The sequence below is a fragment of the Rothia sp. P100 genome (assembly GCF_023712425.1).
GTDB lineage: Bacteria > Actinomycetota > Actinomycetes > Actinomycetales > Micrococcaceae > Rothia > Rothia endophytica.
Genome location: NZ_JAMAYG010000003.1, coordinates 267,179 through 291,711 on the forward strand (window position 1 = coordinate 267,179; position 24,533 = coordinate 291,711).

Sequence of the window (24,533 nt, forward strand, 5' to 3'; positions counted from 1 at the left end):
CAAAGCGCGCTACATCATAGACATAGGCTACACCCCAATTGTTGAACAATCATAGAAAAGGTCACTCGCACCTCAAAAAAGTTCACCGCGTGCCGGGTGCACGGCGGTGGAATCTTAACGGCGATTTACGTTAAGCCAGGCCAGGTCAGACCCAAACACTGCCTCACAGGCTGGTTAAGTGCCGCAGAAGCTAGTGAAGAAGCGGGAACGGGCTGGCGCAGTTTCTAAATCCTCTAGATCGGGACGGCGGGTGAAGGGCTGACGCACGGCGTCCAGCAGGCGCAGTATCGGTACGGTATCGCCGCCTTCTGCTGCCCGCAGAGCCGCCTCCAGGTGCAGATTGCGCGGAATATAGACAGGGTTAGCAGTCTGCATGAGACCCTCGGCGCGATCCGGGGCTGTGCCAGTGTCTTGGCGCAGGGCGGCAAGGTCAGCCAACCAGTCTTCCATCACCTCAGAGGCTGGTAGTAGCTCCACTAACTGGTCGGGGGCATCCGTCAGCATTCTGAAGAAGCCGGTGAAGTCCAGGGTGTACTCATTGAGCAGGTCTAGGGTGCGGTCAATAAACGCGACCAGCCGTTCAGAGGAGGCACCCGCAGCATCCTCTACAGTAACGCCTAGCTTGGCAGCAAAGATTCTGGTGCGGGCGTCCTGATAGATTTCTTCAAAATGCGCGAGTACGTCAGTTGCCAGGTGGACGGCGCGGTTGGGATCCGCAGAGTCAATAAGGTCTAGTAGGCTTTCGGCGAAGCGGGCCAGGTTCCACTGGGTGATGTCGGGTTGGTTGCGGTAGGCGTAGCGGCCACCCCGGTCAATGGAACTATAGACTGCCTCGTGCGAGAAGCCGTCAATGAAAGCGCAGGGGCCGAAGTCGATGGCGTGGCCGCTGATACTCACGTTGTCAGTATTAAGCACGCCGTGCACAAAACCCATACCCATCCACTGGGCTACCAGCTGAGCCTGACGCTCAGCCACTAGTTGTAGCAGGGTCAGTGCCAGATTATTACCGGGTGTTATCTGCGGGTAATGGCGAGATAAAGCATAGCCAGAGAGCTCTATACGCTGGTCAGAGCCCATATTCATGTAGGCGTATTGAAAGGTGCCGACCCGCAAGTGGCTGTCTGCTACACGCACCAGGATGCCGGCAGGCTCGGGCAGAGGTGAGCGACGGCGCACTGTTTCACCGGTCTCCAGGACCGCCAGTGCTCGGCTAGTAGGTACACCCAGGGCGTGCAGGGCCTCACCGATGACCGCTTCGCGCCAGACAGCTGAGAGGGGAGCTTTACCATCTGATCCCGGGCGGGAAAAAGGGGTGAGCCCACTGCCTTTGAGATGGATGTCTACTCGCTTTTCGGAGGTGGTGACTTCGCCCAGTAGGTGGGCGCGCCCGTCCCCGAGAATCGGGGAGAGGTGCCCGAATTGGTGGCCTGAGTAGGCGAGGGCAACGGTCATTTCGTCAGTACCTGTCAGCCAGCGCAGGCCGTCTGCACTCGCTAGCCAGGTGGCGTCTAACCCCAGTTCGACCGCTAGGTCTTTGTTAATCCAGTGCCCTGTGGTTGCGGCGGGAACCTCCGGCTCAGCAGGAAGAGCAAGCTCGGGGAATGTGCTGGTGTAGATGTGTTCTAGATTCATGGCTGCGCTTTTCTGGTGGGGACTCTTCCCACCAATCTATTAGGTTAACGCTGATAACTTAATCTCTGTTCACTCGGGGCAAGGCCTGCCTACGATAAGATATGACAGCTAATCTCGTCAAAGGAGCACCCTATGATTTTTATCGTTGTGAAATTTCAGGTTAAAAACGGCGACCGCGAAGGCTTTCTAGCCGCCGCCCGCGACTTCACCGAAGGCACCCGCGCTGAGCCCGGTAACAAGTGGTACGAGTGGTCACTGAGCGTTGAAAACCCCAATGAAGTTGTACTCGTTGAGGCTTTCGACGACGATGCCGCAGGTGCGCACGTGAATTCAGATCACTTCGCTAAAGGTATGGAGAGCCTGCGCCCCTGGTTGATCGCTACCCCCAAGATCATTTCCCGCCAGATTGATGGGGACGATTGGGGCGAGATGGGCGAGCTGAAAATCGACTAAAATCAGTCGCTGGCCCGCTCCATAGCCCGAGGGCACCTCTCTTTGCAGTTGAATTAACTACAATGGGAGGTGCCCACCTTTTTATAAACTGACTCTAACTTTTGTTATAGCACCGGGGAGCCCCATGACTTTGCCTGACTCGACCTCTCACACTGCGCACGATGAGCACCTTGAAGCTGACCACACGTCCGTTTCACTGGCCGTCTCCACCGTTATTCTGGCGCTGCGCCGCAAAGAAGGGCAGCAGCACCACTCACTATGGCTACCGCTAGTGCGCCGTTTGCGGGAACCCTATAAGGGTCAGTGGGCACTGCCAGGTGGTCCCCTCTTACCCGCCCTTTCTCTAGAAGAAGCGGCAGGCTCCACTCTCAAGCGCGCTACCGGCTTGGTACCCGGCTACCTTGAGCAGCTCTACGCTTTTGGCGACGTCCACCGCACCCCCGATTACAAGGTCATGCGTGAGGGCGGCTCCCTGCCTATCCCCGCTGAAGAGGACACCCACGAGCGCGTCGTGTCAGTGATTTACTGGGCTTCGATTCCCCAGACCGAGGTCAACCGCACCCGGGTCCACGCGAACATTAAATGGTTCCCCATCGACGAGCTACCCGTACTGGCTTTTGACCACAACGAAATCATTGAGTATGCCCGCTACCGCCTGCAGAATAAGGTGGAATACTCGCGTATCGCCCATTCCTTCCTAGGTGAAGAATTCACGCTAGCGCAGCTGCGTGAGGTCTATGAGGCTATTCTTGACCGCCCGCTTGACCCCGCAAATTTCCGCCGCCAGATTGCGGCGTCCAAGTCGATTATTGATACCGGCAAGCGGGTAGAGGGCACCCGCCATCGCCCACCGCGTCTCTACCGTTACGACCACTCACGCGCTTTCGCTGATCAGGGCCCGCTGGGCATGTACCGCGAGGCTGCCTACCACGCCCAAAATCATGAGGTATGAGCGCCACGGTAGTTTCAGTAGAGACCGGTTACGTTGAGGTCGCCGTGTATGCCGGTGAAGCTGCACCCGTTCGCCCTGGCTCCTCGATAGCCTGAAAACCAAAGGACGCTGGGCCCCAACCTTCCATGCAGAAGGTGCGGGGCCCAGCGTCCTTTAGTATTCCTAAGGGTTTATGCCTCGGGAATGATCAGACCCTTGGTCTGGGATACTGCGCGGTCGAAGCGTGCTGCAACGTCTGCCCAGTTCACGATGTTCCAGAAGGCCTTAACGTAGTCACCCTTGACGTTCTGGTAGTCCAGGTAGAAGGCGTGCTCCCACATATCCAGCTGCAGAACGGGAATGAGGGCTACGGAGATGTTGCCCTGCTGATCGTAGAGCTGCTCGATAACGAGGCGCTTACCCACGGTGTCCCACGCCAGGATTGCCCAGCCGGAACCCTGAATGGTCAGTGCTACGTTTTCAAAGTGGGCGCGGAAGCCGTCGAATGAACCGAAGTTGTCATCGATTGCTGCTGCCAGTTCACCTTCGGGCTTGTCGCCGCCCTCGGGGGAAAGGTTTTCCCAGAAGACGGAGTGGTTGGTGTGACCACCCAGGTTGAAGGCGAGGTCCTTGGAAAGCTTACCGATGTTGGCGAAGTCGCCCTTCTCGCGGGCTTCTTCCATCTTCTCAAGAGCGGTGTTTGCGCCGCCTACGTAGGTTGCGTGGTGCTTTGAGTGGTGCAGCTCCATGATGCGAGCTGAGATGTGGGGCTCGAGGGCTGCATAGTCGTAGGAGAGTTCAGGGAGAACGTACTTCTCTGCCATGAGGGGTATTCCTTTCGTTGTAAGACCCAGCGTTGGGTCTTTCTGGTGTTAACTCTACACACTTTGGGTGGGGGCGGTCACGAGACTTTACGCGCAAAGACACCTGTTCAGCGGTCAGCTAACACGAGTATTCACTGCAGGTCTCGTACGGCACGAGATATCTCAGCGATATCCTGCGGGGTGGTACGACAGCATCCTCCGATGAGTCGGGCACCGGCCTCTACCCAGACCGAGGTGTTAAGGGCAAAGGACGCCCCCGCCCCAGCAGGGTGCCAGGTTTTAGTAATGGGATCATAGGCTTCACCTGAGTTAGGGTAGGCCACCAATGGTTTTTCGGTCAGTGAGCGCAGGTGTTTCAATGCTGGTTCAACCAGCTGCTGGGCGAGACAGTTGACGCCAAGGGCTAGAACCTAATCTGCTGTATTAAGGGCAGAGATCAGTTCTGCCAGGGGTGTCCCATCTGCCAAATGATGTGGGTCTTTCACAGAGAAGGAAAACCAGGCTTGGGATTCTGGGAACTCATCGGCTAGTAGTCCTACCAACGCAAGTATCTCATCTACGTTAGGCATGGTCTCAAAGGCAAAACAGTCAGCACCCGCGGCATCCGCCAGGGCTATGCGCTGTCGGTGGAATTCACGGTATGTGGCATCCGGCAAATTGTAGGCGCCGGTGTAGCAGTATCAACCCCCAGTTTTTCTAGTTCTGTTGCCATAGCTCCATCCACCACTAAAGGTGCGGTGGCCGCAAGTAAGGTGCTGAGGCGTTGTGTTGCCATGATGTCCTCTGGATAGAACGATGATTATTCACCTTCCAATGTATGTCAGGTAAAGAAATAGGTTATGGCTTCATCACATAGTGATACATCAGGTCAGCAGCATTTAGAACGCCAGATGAGCAGCAGGCACATGCTAATGCTCTCACTGGGAGGCGTAATTGGCACCGGTCTGTTTTTGAGTTCGGGCTACACCATTAATCAGGCTGGCCCATTGGGTACGGTGCTGGCCTACGGGCTGGGTGCCTTAATTGTCTACCTGGTGATGATGTGTCTAGCAGAACTGTCGGTAGCAATGCCGTATACCGGCTCTTTCCATGTCTACGCCAACAAATTTCTTGGCAGAGGAACGGGCTTTACCGTAGCAATTTTGTACTGGCTCACCTGGACGATTGCCCTCGGTTCAGAGTTCACAGCGGTAGGTTTGCTCATGCAGAAGTGGTTCCCAGCGAGCCCAGTCTGGGTGTGGAGCGCCATCTTCATCGTCATTATTTTTGTGCTCAATACGGTATCAGTGAAGTGGTTTGCCGATACTGAGGCGTGGCTTGCTAGCGTCAAAGTCTTTGCCATTATCGGTTTTATTGTGCTGGGTGCCCTAGCCATGTTTGGCGCCTTGCCGTTACGAGATGGCGGAGAAGCACCGGGTTTTTCTAATATTGTTGCCGACGGTCTGTTTCCCAACGGGCTCATGGCTGTTTTCACCGTGATGCTCACCGTTAATTTTGCCTTCTCAGGCACCGAACTCATCGGTGTTGCTGCCGGTGAAGCCAAAGACCCTGAACAGTCAATACCCCGTGCTATCCACGGCACCCTCTGGCGTTTAGCTATCTTCTTTGTGGTGGCTATCATTGTCATGTCAGCCCTCATCCCTTACCAAAGCGCAGGAGTGGAGCAGAGCCCCTTCGTCACGGTCTTTGAAATGATTGGGGTGCCTTACGCGGCCGACCTGATGAACTTTGTAATTATCACTGCTATTCTGTCGGCGGCTAACTCCGGGCTATACGCTTCGACCCGTATGCTCTGGTCTTTAGCTAATGAAGGCATGATCCCCCAACAGCTGGCTTCCGTTAACAGGTTTGGTGTGCCCTTCCTTGCCATGTGTATCTCCATGGTGGGAGGCTTGCTGGCCCTGCTATCCAGCGTTGTGGCAGCTGGCACCGTCTACCTTCTTCTGGTATCTGTATCGGGGCTCGCCGTAGTACTGGTATGGATTTCGATTGCGGCCTCCCACATCGTGTTCCGCAAGAGGTACCTGGCAGAAGGCAAGAGCCTGGGTGATCTAGCCTACAAAGCTCCTGGCTACCCCTGGACCTCCTGGGCCGCTCTCATCCTCAGCTCTTTGTCATGCATTCTCATCGTATTTGATGAAACTCAGCGGCCCGCGCTGTACTACACCGTACCGTTTGTGCTGGCCTGTTACCTGGCACATCGAATCTTTGTAGGTAAGCGCGGCAAAGTAAGTAGCTAGTTTCCACACCTTTCCACTTAAGCTCCAAAAAGTTATCCACAGGTGGGGATAAGTCTGGGGATATTCGAATTAAATACATTTAATATTCGATGAGATTCTAAACCACACCGGCGTCGGGCGATAAAAGCAGGTGCTCTATTTCGAAAATACACGGCTCGTCTTCGAAAATAACACCGGTGTAAGTTTTCCACTGTGTGGATAAGACCTGTGGATAACCGAGGTATCTCATCAGGTTTCCCCCTCATATTTACCTCTTTGAGGCTTCTTACCCACATTTGGGCAGTCTTTCCCCACTTTAAGTGGATATTGTTCACAGTCTTATCCACAGCTGGGGAAAACTTTTCTTGAACCTTGCAAATTTCCTTATATTCCGGTGACTACACATCCCACATGCAGAACCTCAGTGTGGATAACATCTGTGAAAGAAGAAACCCCCGACGGCTGTCCGTCCGGGGTTCTAGAACTTTAGGTGTGTGGCAGGCTGAACGAGCAGCCTACAGGGGGGCTCATCTAGTCTAAAGACTGAACATTTTCCAGGTTCATGACCGAGCTGGGCTTGTCCCCCAGTACAGCTTCACCGATTTTAGCCAAGGCAGTAATCTGGCGGTTCTGGAGACGGTCAAAAATAAGCTGACGCACAGCGGCTACGTGACCGGGCGCGGCGTCGTGCACTTTGGCGTAACCTTCGGGTAGCAGGTGGCAGATTGAAACTCGGCGGTCCTTCTTCCAGACAGTACGCTGCACGAAACCGTCCTTTTCAAGGCGGGTCACCACACGAGACAGGCGGGGAAGGAGGGTATTAGTCTGACGGGCGAGCTCGGTCATGGTGAGCTTATGATGCGGAGACTCAGAAAGCATGGCGAGCACCATGTACTCCACAAAACTGAGGTCAGAATCTGCCTGTAGCTGGCTTTCGAGCTGACCGGGCAGGTTGAACATAATAGAGGAAAGGAAAAGCCACCCTTCGCGTTCTTCCTCATTAAGCCACTGTGGAACCTCAGCGGCGGAAGTGACTTTTTGGCGGCTCATAAAATCCTCATTCTAGGCTGGAAAGGCGATTTTTCATCTATTGTAGTTTCTCACATAGCGCTTCATATTCACCCACAGTTTGAGAGACTTCCCGTACTCTCTCACATAATTGGTTCGATGGCCCAAAAATAACTGAGCGCCTCTCCCTCTAATATTTGGTAAGCTGACATACTAAGGTGTGCCGGGAAGACTGGTCGGCTCGCCAGCTCAACCTATTACTCGCCATCTCAGGGCGGTTAGGTCATAAGCTGGCGGTAGATATTCTTGCAGAAGAACCACAAATCAGAAGGTTTTATGACGACCGATAACACCGTGCTCTCGCGAGGTTCCTACAAGGAATCCCAGCGCATTAGCGAAATCCTTTCTAAAGAATCCACCGGCGGCATTATTCTGCTGATTGCCACCCTTTTGGCCCTTATCTTTGCCAACTCAGCAGCATCAGAACACTACTTTGGTCTGCGCGACACCTACCTGGGTGCAGACTTCTGGGGGCTACACCTCAAACTCTCCATCGGCCACTGGGCATCAGATGGACTGCTCGCTGTCTTCTTCTTTCTAGTCGGTCTCGAACTCAAAAAGGAGTTCGTAGAAGGCGATCTGCGTAACCCCGGCAAGGCGATGGTTCCCATCGTGGCGGCAGCTGGCGGCGTCGCCTTGCCCGCTCTGTTTTACGTACTGGTTAACCTCAACAGCAGCGATGAAGCACTGGGCGGCTGGGCAATCCCCGCCGCTACCGATATCGCCTTCGCCGTAGCCATCCTGGCAGTCATTGGTTCGCACCTACCCGCAGCTCTGCGTACCTTCCTGCTGACCTTGGCAGTGGTCGATGACCTTATCGCGATTACTATCATCGCCGTCTTCTACACCTCTGATCTGCAGATTGGCTACCTGGCGCTGGCGATCATCCCCATCGCCCTCTACGCACTGGTCGCCCGTAAAGGTGAGAAACTCTTCCATCTCTCCCCCGCCGCTAGCTGGCTCATTCTGCTACCCATTGGCTTCATCGTCTGGGTGCTCTTCCTCAACTCCGGTATCCACGCCACCATCGCCGGCGTTATTCTTGCCTTCTTGATTCCCGTACGCCAGAACACCCGCACTGAAGCAGCGGACGCCCACCACGGTCTGGCCGAGGTCATGGAGCACCGCGTGCGCCCCTTCTCCGCAGGTTTCTGCGTACCCGTGTTCGCCTTCTTCTCAGCGGGCGTCTTCATCGGCGGTTGGGAAGGCTTCACCACCTCCATCACCGAGCCCATCGCTTACGGCATTGTCATTGCTCTGGTACTGGGCAAGATGATTGGTATCACCGCATCCACCTGGCTAATTACCCGCCTGCGCGGCGCCAACCTTGACCCTGATATCAAGTGGGTAGACGTCTTTGGTGTAGCAACTCTTGCCGGTATCGGTTTTACCGTTTCGCTGCTCATTGCCGAGCTATCCTTCGGTCTAGGTTCTGACTATAACGACGACGCCAAGGTCGCTATTCTGACCGCATCGATCACCGCCGCAATGATGGGTGGCGCAATCCTATCTATGCGCAACAAGCGCTACAAGGAGATTGCCCTCAAGGAACTTGAGGACGTCAACCAGGACGGCGTGCCCGACGTCTTTACTGACGACAGCACTAAGCAGCAGCTTTCCTAGACATCAAGCCAGCACTGCTTAGCAGAGGGGCACCCCACCCGGGGTGCTCCTCTTTTTTGTTCAGATTTAGCGGGAACGGTAGGGGTAACGTTCATTTTCTCGCTCGTACATACTGAACATAATGTTCCATCAGGAGCATAATGGGTAAAGCACAGCGTGCAGAAGTTTAAGGTGAGCTTGCCTAGACACACTGACACGTCCTCCTTTTCAGAGAAAGAACGACATGTCCCAGACGCCTCAGAGCCAGGATCTCTTTTCCCGCGGCTCCTACGCAGAAACTGCCCGCATTTCAGACATCATGCGCAAAGAGTCGGTGGGTGGTTTCATCCTTCTTGCCGCCACCGTGCTTGCCGTGGTGCTGGCAAATACCCAGGCGTCCCACTTCTACGAGACTGTGCGTGACACTGAGGTCGGCATAACTGTGCCCGGCTTTAGCCACCTGATGATGAATGTGCACAATTGGGCTGCAGACGGCTTGCTCACTGTCTTCTTCTTCCTCACCGGCCTGGAACTCAAAAAAGAGTTCGTGGTGGGTGACCTGCGCAGCCCCGGCAAAGCAATAGTTCCGGTAGCTGCGGCCTTTGGTGGTGCTATGACTCCCGCTATTCTCTATTTCGCCATCAACAACGGCAGTGATACTGCGGTGCACGGTTGGGCTATTCCCGCCGCGACCGATATTGCCTTCGCGGTTGCTGTGCTGGCGGGTGCGGGCACCTTCCTCCCCGCAGCCCTGCGTACCTTCTTGCTGACTCTGGCGGTGGTCGATGACCTAATCGCCATCGTCATCATCGCTCTCTTTTACACCAGCAGCTTTCAGGCCTGGTACCTCATTGCCTCCATTATTCCCATCGGTATTTACTTCTGGATGACTCACAAGCATGAGCGTCTCTTCCACGAAAAGAAGTGGGCTGCTTGGGTTATTCTGCTACCCCTGGGGCTTATTACCTGGGCACTGTTCTTGGAGTCAGGTATTCACGCCACCATCGCCGGCGTCATCCTCGGCTTCTGCGTACCGGTGCGTATGACCACCCAGGCTAAGGCAGCCGGGTCGCACGGCGGCCTGTCTGAGGTGCTCGAGCACCGCCTGCGCCCGCTCTCTACCGGCCTCTGCGTTCCCCTCTTTGCATTCTTCTCAGCCGGTGTAGCGATTGGCGGTTGGGACGGCCTGCAGCGAGCAGTCACCGACCCCGTAGCCATCGGCATCATCGTGGGCCTGGTAGTCGGCAAGACAATCGGTATCACCGGCACCACCTGGCTTATTACCCGCTTCCGCGGCGTCAACCTAGACTCCGACATCGCCTGGGTGGACATCATTGGCCTGGCGGTGACCGGCGGTATCGGCTTCACTGTCTCCATGTTGGTGGCCGAACTGTCCTTCGCGGCAGGGGACGCTCACACCGAGGACGCCAAAATCGGCATTATGATCGGATCTGTCACCGCCGCTATCTGTGGCGCTATCATCCTGTCCATACGCAACAAGCACTACAAGCTGATTGCCCAGAAGGAATCTCTGGACGAAAACCAGGACGGCATCCCCGACGTCTTCACGGACGACACCAGCAAACGCTAACCACGAAACGACAACGTCACAGTCCCACCCCTTTGCACATTTGCGGGTGAGCTGTGAGAATTGCCTAGGTATTTACGAGGGTATTTGGCCCCCACACACTGGCAAGCCCCCGCCCCACGTGCCGCGGCGGTTTGCTACTGAGTAGCGCACCACCACCCCACCCATACAATCGGGGTGGTGTTGCCCATTAAAGATTTGGAGCACGCATGGATATTTTGCTGGACGCGGTTCACTGGATTAACCAGTCCACCGCAGGGGCGACTGAGAGAATTACTAACACCTCAGACGCTCTCTGGAAATACTTCCTTCTCTACGCCCTAGTCGCTGTTGGCCTCTTTATCACGGTAGCCACCCGCGGCATCCAGTTCCGTTCCATCGGTGAAATGTTCCGCACTCTTAAGGATCCAGCGGGCACTGAGTACAACGGCAAGAAGAGCATCTCAGCTTTCCGCGCTTTCACTGTCTCCGCGGCGTCCCGTGTAGGTACAGGCAACATCGCCGGTGTTGCGCTAGCTATCTCTATTGGTGGCCCTGGCGCAGTTTTTTGGATGTGGGTTATCGCGTCCGTGGGTGCGGCGTCCGCATTTGCTGAGTCTTTGCTGGGCCAGCTCTACAAGCGTAAGGGCGAGGACTCCTATATTGGTGGCCCTGCCTACTACATGCAGCGCGGCCTGAATGCCCGCTGGCTGGGTCTTATCTTTGTAGCTTTCATCGTGGTCACTTACGCTTTCGTATTTGTGGCTGTGCAGACCAACTCGATTGTGGACGCTGTGGCTGGCTCTTTTAACGTGGACGTCACCGAAACTCACGGCATGGGCTTCCGCTTGGCTATTGGTGCGATAATCGCTGTCATCTCAGCCTTCATTATCTTCGGTGGAATTCGCACCATTTCATCAGTGACTGAGGTTCTGGTGCCGGTGATGGCAGTTCTCTACCTCTTCTTGGGTGTGCTCATCGTGGCGATGAACCTGGGTGAAATCCCCGGCATGATCGGTGATATTTTGGCTGGTGCTTTTGGCGTCAAGGAGTTCACCACCGGTGGTCTGATTGCAGTGATTACTCAGGGTATGCGCCGCGGCCTACTCTCTAACGAGGCCGGTATGGGTACCGCGCCTAACGCCGGTGCTACCGCATCCGTTTCGCACCCCGCCAAGCAGGGTTTCGTGCAGGCGCTGGGCGTCTACTTTGACACCATGCTGGTCTGCTCCATCACCGCTTTCATCGTGCTACTCTCTAACCCCACCTACGGCGATCAGGCCAAGGGCGCTTCGCTCACCCAGAGTGCTCTGGCAGAGCAGCTGGGCCCCTGGGCAGTGCACTTTTTGACCGTAGCAATCGCTCTCTTCGCCTTCTCCTCCATCATCGGTAACTACTACTACGGTGAATCAAATATCCGTTTCATGACCGAGAAACATCTGCCCATGAACATCTTCCGCCTCGTGGTCATTGTGTTTGTGTTCTTCGGTGCTATCGCGTCGCTGGATCTATTGTGGAACCTGGCTGACTTGCTGAACGGCGGCATGGTTATTGTGAACCTGACCGCGGTCTGCCTGTTGATGCCTAAGGTACTGAAGGTGCTGCGCAACTACGAGTCCCAGCGTAAGGCTGGCCTTGAGCCCATCTTCCAGGCTTCTGATCTGCCCGAGATTAAGAACCTGGATGCCTGGGACGGCACCGACGAACTGACTCAGCGTTCCTACTGGGACGAGATGGACCGCAAGATGGCTGAAAAGAAGGCGGCTAAGGGGCACTAAAACGCAGGTGCCTATCCCCCGCCATTCAACTCCTTAGAAAGTGAGTGAGGGCAGTCATTACCAAGTGGCTGGTCTCACTCAACTTTTTAAGGGGGAGTAGCGTCCCCACCTCAACCCCTTCGTCCACGAGGCATACACAGCAAGAAAGTTTATTTAATGGAGCATTATGATTCTGGCATAATGGTCCTACGTTCCTTGGAAATACGGGAAAGTTGATAAAGGTTAATATCTCAGAACACCGATAAAGACTGCACTTTCCCTATAATCAGCGCTGACATAGAGGGTGCCTTAGATTTACACACTTTTTCGAGGTGAGAGAAGATCCTGTTCCTGCAGATTTAGAGACCTTCCTACACATCGCCACAGAGCAACACGAAATATCTATATACGGCAAGAAGGAGCCCCATGCCCGTTGACCCTCAGCACACCCAGATTAAAGAAACCGCCTATACCCTGGCTAAGAAGTTCGGCTGGGCACTGGAATACAACGGTGGGCTAGAACTCGATGGGGAGTTCTTAGATGACGCTGACCTTTCCACCGAGCGCACCGAGGACGGGGTGACCGTGGAGTACGTGCTCAATCTCAGCTACGCTGACAGCACCGCCTACGGTTTCACCCTCACCCGTGAGGATGCCGGCGGTCAGCTGATAGCCAGCACCGGCTTTGATTCAGGGGCTAGTTTTGGTGGGGCCGCAGCATCCATATCCGGTGACACCTTCGGAGCTGGTTCCTTCGCTACTGGCGGGATCCCGGGTGAGAATGCGGTAACCCTAGCAGAGAAGTACTACATCACCACGGTAGCTGAGCTGGTGGAGGCGATAGAAACAAAGCTGGAGGCTCTGGGTATCTAGCAGAACCCTATTGGTACTCCACCCACATAAAAGGTAAGCTCACTTATACTACCACCGTAGCAAAGGAGCACCCCGTGGCAATTTTCACCCACACTTCAACTTTCACGCCCTCTCAAGAAACGGTGAAAACCTGGCTGACCCGCCCCGGCGCTCTCACCAGGGCCACCCCGCACTGGTCAGGTTCGGTCAAGAAAGAAGGCGACCCCCAGAATCTTGGTTCGCAGGCGCACCTTGCCTCAGCCCTCCCCTTCACCTCAGGCCTACTCACTCTTCCCTGGACCGCCGAGCACGTGGCAGCAGGAGAAGATACTTTTACGGACCAGCAGACCAAAGGCCCTTTTAGCTCCTGGCAGCACACCCACGACTTCTTTGAGACTCCCGGACGCACCGTCATGCGGGATACCGTGACGTATGAACTGTTCCCCGGTGAGAAGCTGGGTACATCTGCTCAGGAGGCCGAAGGTAAGGCAAAACAGCAGGGCTTTAAGCTGCTGGGCACCGGCCGTAAAGGTGCCGAAAAAATTGGTGACACTCTGGTTAACAAGCACCTGACAAGAGTTTTTGATGCTCGCGAGCGCCGTATTGCTGCTGACCTTGAATTCCAGGAGCGGTACGCCCACGATCCCATCACCGTGGTTATCGCTGGTGCTTCAGGCATGGTGGGGCAGCAGGTTTCCGCCCTCTTGACCGGCGGTGGGCACACGGTGCGCACTCTGGTGCGCCGTGCTCCTCAAGCTGAGAATGAGTTTCGCTGGGACCCTGCCGCTGGTGAGATTGATACCGAGGCTTTTGATGGCGCGCAAGCTGTTATCCACCTGGGTGGCGCAAGCATCAATCAGCGTTTTACGGAGCAGAACAAGAAAGCTATTCTTGAGTCCCGCATCCAGTCCACCACCCTGCTGGCTAATACGCTTGCAGATTTGGCACGCAAGGACGGCGGCGCCGGCCAGGTGCCCCACACCTTCATTTGCGCTTCGGCGGTTGGCTTCTATGGAGCTGACCGGGGCACCGAGGTGCTGACTGAAGATACCCCGGCGGGTTCCGGCTTTTTAGCGGAGGTATGCCAGCAGTGGGAGGCCGCGACCGAACCTGCCAGGGAAGCTGGTCTGCGCACCGTTAATATTCGTACCGGCCTGGTGCAGTCAGCCCTTGGTGGCATGCTCAAAGTTCAGCTGCCTCTCTTTCTCACCGGCACCGGTGGGTATGTGGGCAGCGGTGAGCAGATGCAGAGCTGGGTAAGCCTGGACGATATTGCGGGCATCTATGTGCACGCTCTCTTCACCGATTCTTTGCAGGGCCCAGTTAACGCGGTTGCACCCACCCCTGTTACCGCCAAGAAGCTGGCTAAGACTGTGGGGGCAGCACTCAAGCGTCCTGCGGTTCTACCGATTCCCCCGGCGGCTCCTGCCCTCCTGCTTAAAAAAGAGGGTGTGCAGGAGCTCGCGCTTGCCAGCCAAAACGCCAGCGCTGACAAACTGGTCAAGAGCGGCTATGTTTTCTTTGAACCTGCTCTGCGCCAGGCACTAGAACACGAGCTGGTGCGCTAAACCTGGCACAACTAACGCCTCACCTGCGTGGACGCCGCCTCACCGCTTTCTGCTAGCAGAGTTAGCGGGCGAAGGCGGCGTCTTTTTGCTACCCCGAACCGCAGTTTTATTTGATGGCTCAACCTTTTTTCTTTACCCGCATTCCGTCTCAGCACCTCCAAAAGTTAACCGCCACCCACTAAGCTGTTGTCTAACACACTGCCCTAAACACACACGAAAGATGAGCAATGGCTTCTTCTCTCTCACGCCGCCTTGCGGGCATCACCGCCACCGGCGCAACTGTACTTGCCCTCATTGCAGTACCGGTTGACCATGCTAACTCAGCGGATGCTCCTAGCACTCTGACCCTGCTGAACATCAACGATTTTCACGGCCGCATTTCTCCGAGCATCGCTATGGGTCTAGCTAACACGGTGCAGACCGAACGCGCAGCAGCTTCTGGAGATTCCATGTTGCTCTCTGCCGGTGATAACGTGGGTGCCTCTCTCTATGCTTCCAGCGTGCAGAAGGACAAGCCCACCATCGACTTCCTCAACGCTCTGGGTCTGCAGGCAACTGCCGTTGGCAATCATGAGTTTGATGCTGGCTGGGATGATCTGATGAACCGCATCGTCCCTTCGTCTAACTACTCCCAGCTGGGCGCTAACGTCCTCACCCTTGACGGCGCACCTGCCCTGGATCCCTACTACACTTACACCACCGCCGAGGGCGTGAAGGTAGCTGTTATTGGTGCTGTCACTACCGAAACCCCTCAGCTGACTGACCCTTCAGCCCTCAGCACCATTCAGTTCACCGACCCCGTCGCTGCGGTTAACCGCTACGCTGAGCAGCTTTCAGATGGCAATGAAGCTAATGACGAAGCTGATCTGGTCATCGCTGAATACCATGAAGGTGTTAATACCAGCGCTACGGCAACCGATGCAATCATCAACCAGACCAGCGGCGCTGTTGATGTTATTTTCACTGGCCACACCCACGAAGAATACGTTATTGACGCACCTGTTCCAGGCGAAAACCGCACTCGCCCGGTTCTCCAGACCGGTAACTACGGGGATAATCTGGGCAAGGTCGTGCTTAACCTGAGCGCCGACGGCACGGTGGAAAGCTACACTGCCGGTCTCGTGCCTAACATGGGTGCCCCCAGCGCTGATCAGATTGCTGCTGACCCCGTGCTGGCTACTGCAAACACCATCATCACCGATGCTAACGCCTACGCTACTGAGCAGGGCTCAGTAGTGGCAGGTCAAATCACTGGCCCCATTACCACCGGTTACGATCCCACAACCGCCGCTAAGGGTGGCTTTGATATGCGTGACCGTGAATCCACCATGGGTCACCTGGTAGCTGATATGTACCTGCACGCCGCTAACTCATCCGGGCGCACCCCCGCGGACATTGGCATTGTCAACCCCGGCGGCCTGCGCGATGAACTACCCGCTGGTCTGCGCACCTCACTTGGCGCAGCTGCTGGAACCGATGTGCGCGTCATGGACATCGTGAACGTCACCCCTTTCGCTAATAACCTTTGGACCACCGAGCTCACCGGTGCACAGCTACGCAGCGTGCTAGAAGAGCAGTGGCAGCAGACCTCAGCTGGTGAGATGGCTACCCGCCCCTACCTTCAGCTGGGTTTCTCCTCGAATGTCACCTACACCTACACAGGTGCGCCCACCGCTGAAGGTTACGCAACCCGCGGCTCTAACATCCTGGATGTTTTTGTGAACGGTACTAAGGTTGCGGACAGTGACACCTACACTGTAGCTATCCCCAGCTTCTTGCTGGGCGGAGGCGATAACTTTGGCACCCTGTCAGCAGGGGCAAACGCCAAGGACACCGCCCTGGTTGATTCGGATGCTTTCGTTTCCTACTTCAAAGAAATGGGCAGTGTTTCGCCTAACTACGCTAAGCAGGCAGTACAGGTGCAGAACCTGACTGAATCCTATGACGTCAACGGAGCGCTCACCTTTGATTTAGCGGATCTGAATGTAGATAGCTACGGTGTACCTAGCCTGACAGAACTGAAGGTCACTGTGGGCGGTATTGAGGTAGGCACCGCCACTGTGGCTGCTGACGGAACCGCCAGCATTAGCCTTGACATGGCTGGCAAGGGCGTTCCCAACGGCACCCACGAGGTTGTGCTGACCGATGGTACCGGCGTAGCTGGCACCGTGGTTCGCCTGAGCGCTACCTTCACCGGCGAGCAGAGCGTCCCACCCGTGGTTGAACCCAGCCCGGAGCCCAGCGAACCCGTTCCTTCACCAGAGCCCGGCCAGCCTGCCCCCTCTGATCCTGCTCCTTCACCGGAACCCAGCGACCCTGCACCTGCCGAACCTACGGCAGACCCCTCCGCAACCCCTGCGCCCACCTCTGAACCCACCGCTTTTGAATACGAGAACTGCCGTGCAGTTTGGGATGACCTGGACAGGCCCATCAAAGAAGGTGAGCCCGGTTTCCACCCCGGTCTTGACTCAGATGGTAATGGAGTTGGGTGCGAGACTGACCCCGACTACACCAATGATTCTGATGACTCAGGTTACTCCGATAGCTCAGGCCTTTATGGTTCTAGTGGTTACGGCTCTAACGGTTCTTCGCAGCGACTGGCTCATACCGGTTTCACCTCGATTATGATTGCTGCCGCTGGTGCGCTGGCAGTTTTCGCCGGTGGTGCCGTCCTGGTAGCTAACCGCCGCCGCAAGGTCTAAGCTAACCCACCCTCTAGAGGGGACGTCAGCAAAGAAGCCCCGCAGACTACATATCAAGTCTGCGGGGCTTCTTTGCGCCCTGTAAGAAGCTTAATCTTCAAGATTTTCAGGCAGCATCCCTCACTACAGGGCTTGACTATAAGGGCAAGTTCGCCAGGTGCTGATGATGCTGACCATTCAAGATCAGTCTTTGCGTACGTGCGAGTAGATCGCTGCGGCAGCTGCTCGTACACCCACCGACAGCGTCGGGTCCGGCAACGGAGCAAAGAAAGGTGAATGATTGCTGATGGGCACCTCAGCATTGAGATGCTCATCGGAAAAGCCGCCCAACATCCAAAAAGTATAGGGAATATTAGCAGCGTCCCCCAGCTCACCGAAATCTTCGCTACCCATCAGGCGGTAATCCGGATCAAAGGTCACCAGTTCTTCTCCTAGTTCCTGGGTGAAGGTTTCTGTTAATTTTTCAGAAAGAGCAACGTCATTCATCACGATATTTGAGGCATGATAATTCTCAATTTCTGGTTCGTCAGCGCCAGAAGCTTGGCACTCACTACGAATAATACGTATAACTTTGTGCAAGACCTCTTCCCGAATTTTCTGAGAGGCCGATCGAATGCTTAACCGAAATTCAGCCTGATCGGGAATAATATTCTCCTTTTTCCCGGCATGAAGGTAGCCGCAAGTAACCACTGCTGAATCCAAGGGACCAACTTCACGGGAAACCACCGACTGCAGGCGTACCAGAATGTAGGCACTCAGAATAACCGGATCAATAGTGTCCTGAGGTTGAGACCCATGTCCACCCTTACCTTTAACAATGACTTTCAACGAGTCAACGGAGGCTGTGACCTCATTTTTTGTCACCCTGAGGGTTCCCGCTGTGAAAGGAAAAACGTGCTGACCGTACAAAGCCTCAGGACGAGGCACTGATTGCCACAAGCCCTGACTCACCATAAGTTTGGCGCCGTCCTTACCTTCTTCTCCAGGCTGGAAAATGAACTCAATCGTCCCAGCCCAACTTTCTCCGTCGCGGGCAAAGAGATCCATGGTTTTCAGCCCCATAGCGATATGGGTATCATGGCCACACCCGTGCATAACCGCAACGTCCTCGCCGTCTAAAACGCCTCTTGCCTCTGAGGCGTAGTCCAATCCGGTTTGCTCCAGGATGGGTAAGGCATCGATATCTGCCCGATAGGCAACGACCGGCCCCTCACCATTGCGCAAAATTACCACTGTTCCGGTTTCACCAATAGGAACAATCTCTCGCTCTACACCGGGAGCCAGAACCAGACTTTCCGCCCGTTCTCTGATTTTGCGGGTGGTTTCAAACTCCCGCAGAGACAGCTCTGGGGAGGCATGATACTCCTTGTATTCAGTTATAAGAGCAGCGATGTCCTCATCGCGGAGGTTTAGGGTAGCGGGAAGATAAGACATAAATGATTTCTTTCTATCAATTAGTTACGTGCGAGAGTTAATTACGGTTTAGTCGATTAAAATACCTGCCCCGGGGCCCATAGGTAGGTTGAAAGTGTAGAACACGAAGAGAACCGCCAACCAAGCCAGCCAGAAAGTAAAAACGAAAGGTAACAGGCGGGCTATCATGGTACCCAAACCAGCCTGGGGCTCATACTTTTTGACCATTGCTAGTACTAAGAAAAGGTAGGGGTTCATGGGGGTTACGATTTGAGTCGCAGAATCTCCTACGCGGAAGGCGCCCTGAATAAAAGCGGGTTCAAAGCCTAGCAGACCGAACATCGGAACGAAGACTGCTGCCATGATGGTCCACATCCCTGAGCCAGAGGTGATGAAAAGGTTGAGGAAGGAACAGAGGATGATGAAAAGGATGATCACGGGGAAACCGGTCATACCAAGATTTTCAAGCCCCTCTGCACCAGTTACAGCGATCCAGGAGCCGAGGCCACTCCAGTTGAAGAGGGCAACAAATTGCCCTAAGACAAAGGCTAGAACCAGGAAACCGGTCATATCTTTCAGTGCTTCACCCATGAGGGTGGGCACATCTTTATACCCACGAATTGACCCCGAAACCCTGCCATAGACGTACCCGCTGATAGAGAAAAATAAAAAGATAATGAAGACAATGGACGCGAGCAAAGGCGATTTAGGTAAAAAGCCACCATCTTCATTACGCCAGGGAGATTCTGGAACGAGTACAGCCACGAGAACTACTATGGCAGTCAGGAAAATGGAGATGCCCGCCCAAGCTAGAGCTTTCTTTTCTACTTTGCTGAGGCGAGCTTCAACAACCATGTTGGGAGTAGTTGGGGGAACCTGTTCATTAACTATGGCGCGTTGTGCGCGGGTAGTGGGGGTGAGATCTTCTGTTTCGCTATCTTGGATTTCCTCCCGTGAAACTCGGTCTTTCACGATTCGGGGCTCTAAAAATTTATCGATGACAAAGCCCGCAACCAACGACAGGACGATGGCCGAAGCGACGTTGTAGTAATAGTTTGAAATCGGTGAAACTTCGGCCACTGAGTCTACTAAAGCAGGAACAGTCGGCAACACTGCATTGGTGATGCCTGCAAAGAGAGCATCAAGGGATGTGGGAATGACGTTTGTTGAGTAGCCAGCACCAGCGGCAGCGAATCCGCCCATCAAACCCGCCAAGGGGTGCCTGCCTGCCGCCTTGAAGGCAAGGGCAGCCAGGGGCGGCACTACCAGGAAGGCGGTATCTGCCATGATTGAGCCAACAACACCAATAAAGCCCACCGCGTAAGGCAGAATCCAGCGAGGTGCGCCGCCGATCGTGTAACGAATGGAGGCAGCGAGGAAGCCTGATTTCTCTGCTATTCCAATGGCTAACAGAATAGTGATCACCGTGAGCAACGGTGGAAATCCAATGTAGTTAGCTCCAATAGTGGTGGTAAACCATGTAAGGCCTTCTGCGCTGAACAACCCTTTGATGGCTACAGGCTCTTCTGCACCCGGTACTTCGATGACGATATTTTGCCAGGCCATGATGCTCGACAGAATAGCGGTGACAAGGAAAAGCAGAGTGAAGAGGGTGAAAGGTTCGGGTAGTTTATTACCGACGCGCTCAATACCTGTTAGCAACCGGTCTGTGACGCTCTTTTTTGGGGCTGTTGCGGGGGTTGTCATGCCAGTCTCTTTTTCGTCAAAGCTGAAGGTACGCTGAGAAAACAGTCTAACCGCAATGAGAGCTGTACAGGTGTTTTGAATCACATATTCTATGTGTGTCGGCGGTCTCCCCACCCCGGGTAGGCAGGGTGCTCTGTAGGGAGTCTCCGATAAGCTGGGTTCTATGACTCTAGCCAGCGTTACCACTAGCACCGACCTCACCGTCTTCGGCATCTTCTTCTACACGGCGCTGTTCGTTTCTATGGGTCTGGCACTTTTTTGTGTAGCAACCGTGCATAAGCAGCCCCATTTCACCGAGATGCAGAAGCTCAAGTGGGTGCTCTTCACAGTCTTCGTGCCCATCGTAGGCCCCATCGCCTACCTGCTGAGATTACGCAGTGACAAGAAAGAGGGATTGCACTAGGAGCCGCATAGTAAGGTGGTTAATACGATAAACCTATTCGAATGGAGAAGATCGTGCCCATCACCGTAAAAGCCCTACAAAAATTTGGCCCAGACCAGCCCTTTAAGGTCACTGAGATTGAACGCCGCGATCCGCGTGAAGATGACATCGTCATCGATATCAAGGCTGCGGGCATCTGCCACTCTGACATTCACACCATCCGCAATGAATGGGGCGAGGCGCACTTCCCCCTAGCAGTAGGTCACGAAATCGCCGGTGTGGTTGAAGCTGTAGGTTCTAAGGTCACCAAATTCAAGGTGGGCGACCGCGTAGGCGTTGGTTGCCTGGTTAATTCTTGTGGCGAGTGTGAACAGTGCGCCGCAGGTTTTGAAAATAACTGCCTGAACGGGGCAGTGGGTACCTACAACTCAAAGGATGTAGACGGCAGCATCACCCAGGGCGGCTACGCCCAAAAGGTGACCGTCAATGAACGTTTCGTTCTGCGCATTCCCGATGCCATGGAGTTTGACGTAGCCGCTCCCCTACTCTGCGCTGGTATTACTACCTACTCACCGCTAGCTCGTTGGAAGGTAGAACCCGGCCAGAAGGTTGCCATCTTGGGTCTAGGCGGCCTGGGGCACATGGGCGTGCAGATTGCTGCAGCTATGGGCGCTGAGGTCACTGTGCTTTCCCGTAGCCTCAAGAAGGCGGACGCCGCTAAGGAACTGGGTGCCTACCGCACCCTGGCGACCACCGAGGAGGGCTTCTTTACTGAGCACCGCGGTGAGTTTGACCTGATTCTTAACACCATCTCGGCACCTATCGATCTGGATGCCTACCTGGGCCTACTGAAACCCCGTGGCATCATGAGCGTGGTGGGTCTGCCGCCGGAGGCGCTACCCCTGCACCTGAACCGTCTGATCGGTGGCGGTAAGGTACTAACCGGAAATAACATCGGCGGTATTCCTGAAACCCAGGAAATGCTGGATTTCTGCGCGCAAAACGGCATTGCCGCCGTCATTGAAAAAGTCGGCATTGATGAAGCGGACGCCGCCTACGAGCGTGTGGTGGCCGGTGATGCACAGTTCCGCATCGTCATTGACACTGCAACGTTCGATGACGCTGAGGTGACCGCCTAAAAACTGAGCTAGGCAGCGCCACTATCGCTCTATAGCCCGAAGCCCTACCCGCCACTGATACATGCATGTAGTATCTGTTGTCAGGTAGGGCTTTGCGCTTTGTCAGCGCATTCTTGGCACCATCAAAGGAGATTTACCGTGCCTACTCTTCACGACGTCGTCATTCTGGGTGGGGCGCGCACTCCTCAGGGCAAACTTCTAGGCCAACTCGCACCACTTTCTGCAGTGCAGTTGGGCGCCCACGCAGTATCAGCAGCTCTAGAGCGCACCGGCGTTGCGAAAAACGCTGTTGAGCATGTCTATATAGGTCAGGTACTGCAGGCTGGTTGCGGGCAGAACCCAGCCAAGCAAACCGCTATGGCCGCCGGACTACCTGCGCATGTGCCAGCAGTGACCGTCAATAAGGTCTGCCTTTCAGGGCTGGTGTCCATTATTGATGCAGCCCGAATGATTCGTCTGGGCGAGGCTTCGGTGGTGGTAGCTGGCGGTCAGGAGTCCATGTCGCAGGCACCCCACGTTGCCTCCGTCCGTGCTGGTCACCCCTACGGGAACCTGAACCTGGTGGACACCATGGCCGGTGATGGCCTGTCGGACGCCAGTGAAGGCATTTCAATGGGAAACTTGACCGAGCGAGGTAACAGCAACCTTTCCATCACCCGCCTACAGCAGGACGAGATAGCTGCCGCTTCCCACCAGCGCGCAGCAGCGGCACAGCAAGCCGGAGTCTTTGATAAGGAAATTGCGCCTCTGACCATTCCGCAGCGCAAGGGCGAACCCCTGGTGATCTCGGCGGATCAGGGGGTGCGCGGTGACTCCACCACAGAGACCCTTTCGCGTCTGCGCCCCGCCTTCAGCGAGGAAGGCACTATCACCGCGGGTAATTCTTCGCCCATTTCTGACGGTGCGGCCGCCCTGGTGCTGGCATCCAAGGACTACGCAGAAGCTCATGGACTCACTTGGTTAGCTGAAATCGGAGCGGCGGGTCAGACCGCGGGGCCTGATAACCAGCTGCACCACCAGCCCTCACGTGCCACTGCAGCAGCCCTGCAGAAGGCAGGCTGGCAGGCTAGTGACCTCGATTTTTGGGAAATCAACGAGGCTTTTGCCGCTATCACCCTGGCGTCCTCAGATGAGCTGGGTGTTGATGCACAGAAGGTCAATATCCACGGTGGAGCCATCGCCCTGGGCCACCCCATCGGGGCCTCGGGTGCTCGTATCGCCCTGCACGCGGCCCTTGAACTGGCACGCCGCGGTAACGGTAAAGCTGCGGTCTCTCTCTGCGGTGGTGGCGGTCAGGGTGAAGCCCTGCTGCTCTTCCGCTAGGAAGCGCTGACACCTCAACACAGTAACCCTATTGAAGGTGCTGTCTTTTTTGACTCTTCCCAGAGCTTTGGCACAATTCGCTGTAGCCTCATTGAAACCGCAATTCTGGGCGGCATGGAAGTCTCGGTCACAGGGGATGTGGCCAACTGGATGGTGACCGTGGACGAAATCACCGAAGCCCCTCTGCGAATTAAGCTGGGCTCAATAAACACTCAGCGGTGCCCGCCCCGGTGATGCTCTACAGTTAGCACATCACCGGGGCGGGCACCGCTTTCATAGCGATAAACCCTAGTCAGCGAAGGGGTAATCGGTGTAGCCGTGAGCACCTGGGGTATAGAAAGTTTCCATATCCGGGGTGTTGAGTTCCAGGCCCTCACGCCAGCGGCGCACCAGATCTGGGTTAGCAAGGAGCATACGGCCCACTACCGCGGTGTCTGCCAGGCCCTCTTCAACAATGCACTTCGCCTCTGCCAGGTCAGTGACTTCAGTAAAACCGCTGTTGAGCTGGGTGAAACCACCAAAGGTCTTGCGCAGGTGTGCCACGAAATCGCCGGCAATATCGATGTGCAAAATCGACAGGTACGCAAGATCCAGGTCAGCTAACCCCTCAAGGAGAGCGTTGTAGGTTGCCAGGGTCTCTTCGCGGTCGTCTTCGATATTGCCCTGGACGTTGTGCTCGGGAGAGATACGCAGGGCAGTGCGGTCAGCACCAATAGCATCAGCAACCGCGCGCACCACCTCAATGACCAGGCGGGCACGATTAGCCGGCGATCCACCGTACTCGTCAGTGCGCTGGTTAGCTGAGGGTGTCAAGAACTCGTGCAAGAGGTAGCCGTTAGCGCTGTGTAGCTCCACAGCGTCCATGCCAGCCTCGATAGCGTTGCGGGCTGCCGTGACAAACTCTTCTACAATGCGGGGCAGCTCCTCGGTGGCCAGGGCACGGGGTTCGGGCACATCTTCTCTGCCGTTGGCCCCATGCAAGGTCACCCCGGGTGCGATAGCGCTGGGCGCCTCAGCTTGCTCACCATTGTTAATACTGGGCAACGTGAGGCGGCCACCGTGCATAATCTGCATGACGATGGTGCCACCCTTGGCGTGCACAGCGTCGGTGACACGGCGCCAACCAGCTACCTGCTCGGCGGTGTAGATGCCAGGTTGCCTCACGAAAGCCTGCCCTACGTGACTGCTGGCGGTGCCTTCGGTGACGATGAGCCCGGCGGTGGCGCGCTGAGAGTAATACTCTACGTGCAGGTCAGAGGGCACACCGTCAGCGCCGGCGCGGGAACGGGTGAGAGCTGCCATGGTAATACGATTGGTGAGATTAAGAGCGCCAGCTTGAGCCGGGCTAAAGAGGTCAGTCATTGAATATGCCTTTCACAAATTGTTTTCACCCC

General features: G+C 55.5%; 18 protein-coding genes and 1 pseudogene. 12 read left to right on the plus strand and 7 right to left on the minus strand.

Annotated features, from left to right (window positions below; genetic code table 11):
- Positions 1 to 174: 174 nt before the first annotated feature.
- Positions 175 to 1,632: a protein adenylyltransferase SelO gene (locus M3668_RS08440; RefSeq protein WP_251380402.1), complete on the minus strand. Its 1,458-nt coding sequence runs from the start codon at positions 1,630 to 1,632 to the stop codon at positions 175 to 177.
- Between the two features lie 132 nt (positions 1,633 to 1,764).
- Between M3668_RS08440 and M3668_RS08445 the strand changes: the two genes are divergently transcribed.
- Together M3668_RS08445 and M3668_RS08450 are read left to right on the plus strand one after the other, a co-directional pair.
- The gene (locus M3668_RS08445; RefSeq protein WP_251380403.1) at positions 1,765 to 2,085 is read left to right on the plus strand and encodes a putative quinol monooxygenase; all 321 of its coding nucleotides are present in this window, start codon (positions 1,765 to 1,767) and stop codon (positions 2,083 to 2,085) included.
- A gap of 124 nt (positions 2,086 to 2,209) precedes the next feature.
- Entirely contained in the window at positions 2,210 to 3,037 is an 828-nt protein-coding gene (locus M3668_RS08450) for an NUDIX hydrolase (RefSeq protein ID WP_251380404.1), read from the plus strand.
- 170 nt (positions 3,038 to 3,207) lie between these two features.
- On the opposite strand, the gene M3668_RS08455 is transcribed toward M3668_RS08450, so the two are convergent.
- Together M3668_RS08455 and M3668_RS08460 are read right to left on the minus strand one after the other, a co-directional pair.
- Positions 3,208 to 3,840, minus strand: a complete 633-nt coding sequence (locus M3668_RS08455) for a superoxide dismutase (RefSeq protein ID WP_251380405.1) — start codon at positions 3,838 to 3,840, stop codon at positions 3,208 to 3,210.
- Between the two features lie 131 nt (positions 3,841 to 3,971).
- Positions 3,972 to 4,496: pseudogene (locus tag M3668_RS08460) on the minus strand (homocysteine S-methyltransferase family protein).
- Between the two features lie 183 nt (positions 4,497 to 4,679).
- Between M3668_RS08460 and M3668_RS08465 the strand changes: the two are divergent.
- Complete coding sequence (locus M3668_RS08465; protein WP_251380406.1) at positions 4,680 to 6,080, plus strand: amino acid permease; 1,401 nt, start codon at positions 4,680 to 4,682, stop codon at positions 6,078 to 6,080.
- Between the two features lie 510 nt (positions 6,081 to 6,590).
- Here the strand turns inward: M3668_RS08465 and M3668_RS08470 are convergent.
- The gene (locus M3668_RS08470; RefSeq protein WP_251380407.1) at positions 6,591 to 7,109 is read right to left on the minus strand and encodes a MarR family winged helix-turn-helix transcriptional regulator; all 519 of its coding nucleotides are present in this window, start codon (positions 7,107 to 7,109) and stop codon (positions 6,591 to 6,593) included.
- 294 nt (positions 7,110 to 7,403) lie between these two features.
- On the opposite strand from M3668_RS08470, the gene nhaA (M3668_RS08475) reads away from it, so the two are divergent.
- The 6 genes from nhaA (M3668_RS08475) (at position 7,404) to M3668_RS11065 (ending at position 17,175) form a co-directional block, all read left to right on the plus strand.
- Entirely contained in the window at positions 7,404 to 8,750 is a 1,347-nt protein-coding gene (gene nhaA / locus M3668_RS08475) for a Na+/H+ antiporter NhaA (protein ID WP_251380408.1), read from the plus strand.
- A 223-nt stretch (positions 8,751 to 8,973) separates the two neighbouring features.
- Positions 8,974 to 10,320: a Na+/H+ antiporter NhaA gene (nhaA, locus tag M3668_RS08480; RefSeq protein WP_251380409.1), complete on the plus strand. Its 1,347-nt coding sequence runs from the start codon at positions 8,974 to 8,976 to the stop codon at positions 10,318 to 10,320.
- A gap of 206 nt (positions 10,321 to 10,526) precedes the next feature.
- Complete coding sequence (locus M3668_RS08485) at positions 10,527 to 12,074, plus strand: alanine/glycine:cation symporter family protein (protein WP_251380410.1); 1,548 nt, start codon at positions 10,527 to 10,529, stop codon at positions 12,072 to 12,074.
- Between the two features lie 405 nt (positions 12,075 to 12,479).
- Positions 12,480 to 12,926, plus strand: a complete 447-nt coding sequence (locus tag M3668_RS08490) for a hypothetical protein (protein ID WP_251380411.1) — start codon at positions 12,480 to 12,482, stop codon at positions 12,924 to 12,926.
- 74 nt (positions 12,927 to 13,000) lie between these two features.
- The gene (locus M3668_RS08495) at positions 13,001 to 14,473 is read left to right on the plus strand and encodes a TIGR01777 family oxidoreductase (protein WP_251380412.1); all 1,473 of its coding nucleotides are present in this window, start codon (positions 13,001 to 13,003) and stop codon (positions 14,471 to 14,473) included.
- 227 nt (positions 14,474 to 14,700) lie between these two features.
- On the plus strand, positions 14,701 to 17,175 hold the full coding sequence (locus tag M3668_RS11065; RefSeq protein WP_285835821.1) for a 5'-nucleotidase C-terminal domain-containing protein: 2,475 nt from the start codon (positions 14,701 to 14,703) through the stop codon (positions 17,173 to 17,175).
- A gap of 183 nt (positions 17,176 to 17,358) precedes the next feature.
- Here the strand turns inward: M3668_RS11065 and M3668_RS08515 are convergent, their stop codons facing one another.
- Both M3668_RS08515 and M3668_RS08520 read right to left on the minus strand, forming a co-directional pair.
- Positions 17,359 to 18,609 (minus strand): amidohydrolase, encoded by a 1,251-nt coding sequence (locus M3668_RS08515; RefSeq protein WP_251380413.1) that lies wholly within the window; start codon positions 18,607 to 18,609, stop codon positions 17,359 to 17,361.
- A 48-nt stretch (positions 18,610 to 18,657) separates the two neighbouring features.
- Positions 18,658 to 20,295 (minus strand): AbgT family transporter, encoded by a 1,638-nt coding sequence (locus M3668_RS08520; protein ID WP_251380414.1) that lies wholly within the window; start codon positions 20,293 to 20,295, stop codon positions 18,658 to 18,660.
- Between the two features lie 163 nt (positions 20,296 to 20,458).
- On the opposite strand from M3668_RS08520, the gene M3668_RS08525 reads away from it, so the two are divergent.
- The 3 genes from M3668_RS08525 to M3668_RS08535 all read left to right on the plus strand — a co-directional run bounded on the left by M3668_RS08525 (position 20,459) and on the right by M3668_RS08535 (position 23,139).
- Positions 20,459 to 20,698, plus strand: coding sequence for a PLDc N-terminal domain-containing protein (locus M3668_RS08525; protein ID WP_251380415.1), 240 nt, complete (start codon positions 20,459 to 20,461; stop codon positions 20,696 to 20,698).
- 53 nt (positions 20,699 to 20,751) lie between these two features.
- Positions 20,752 to 21,816: an NAD(P)-dependent alcohol dehydrogenase gene (locus M3668_RS08530; protein ID WP_251380553.1), complete on the plus strand. Its 1,065-nt coding sequence runs from the start codon at positions 20,752 to 20,754 to the stop codon at positions 21,814 to 21,816.
- Between the two features lie 138 nt (positions 21,817 to 21,954).
- Entirely contained in the window at positions 21,955 to 23,139 is a 1,185-nt protein-coding gene (locus tag M3668_RS08535; protein WP_251380416.1) for an acetyl-CoA C-acetyltransferase, read from the plus strand.
- A gap of 288 nt (positions 23,140 to 23,427) precedes the next feature.
- On the opposite strand, the gene M3668_RS08545 is transcribed toward M3668_RS08535, so the two are convergent.
- The gene (locus M3668_RS08545; RefSeq protein ID WP_251380417.1) at positions 23,428 to 24,501 is read right to left on the minus strand and encodes an alkene reductase; all 1,074 of its coding nucleotides are present in this window, start codon (positions 24,499 to 24,501) and stop codon (positions 23,428 to 23,430) included.
- Positions 24,502 to 24,533: the final 32 nt, after the last annotated feature.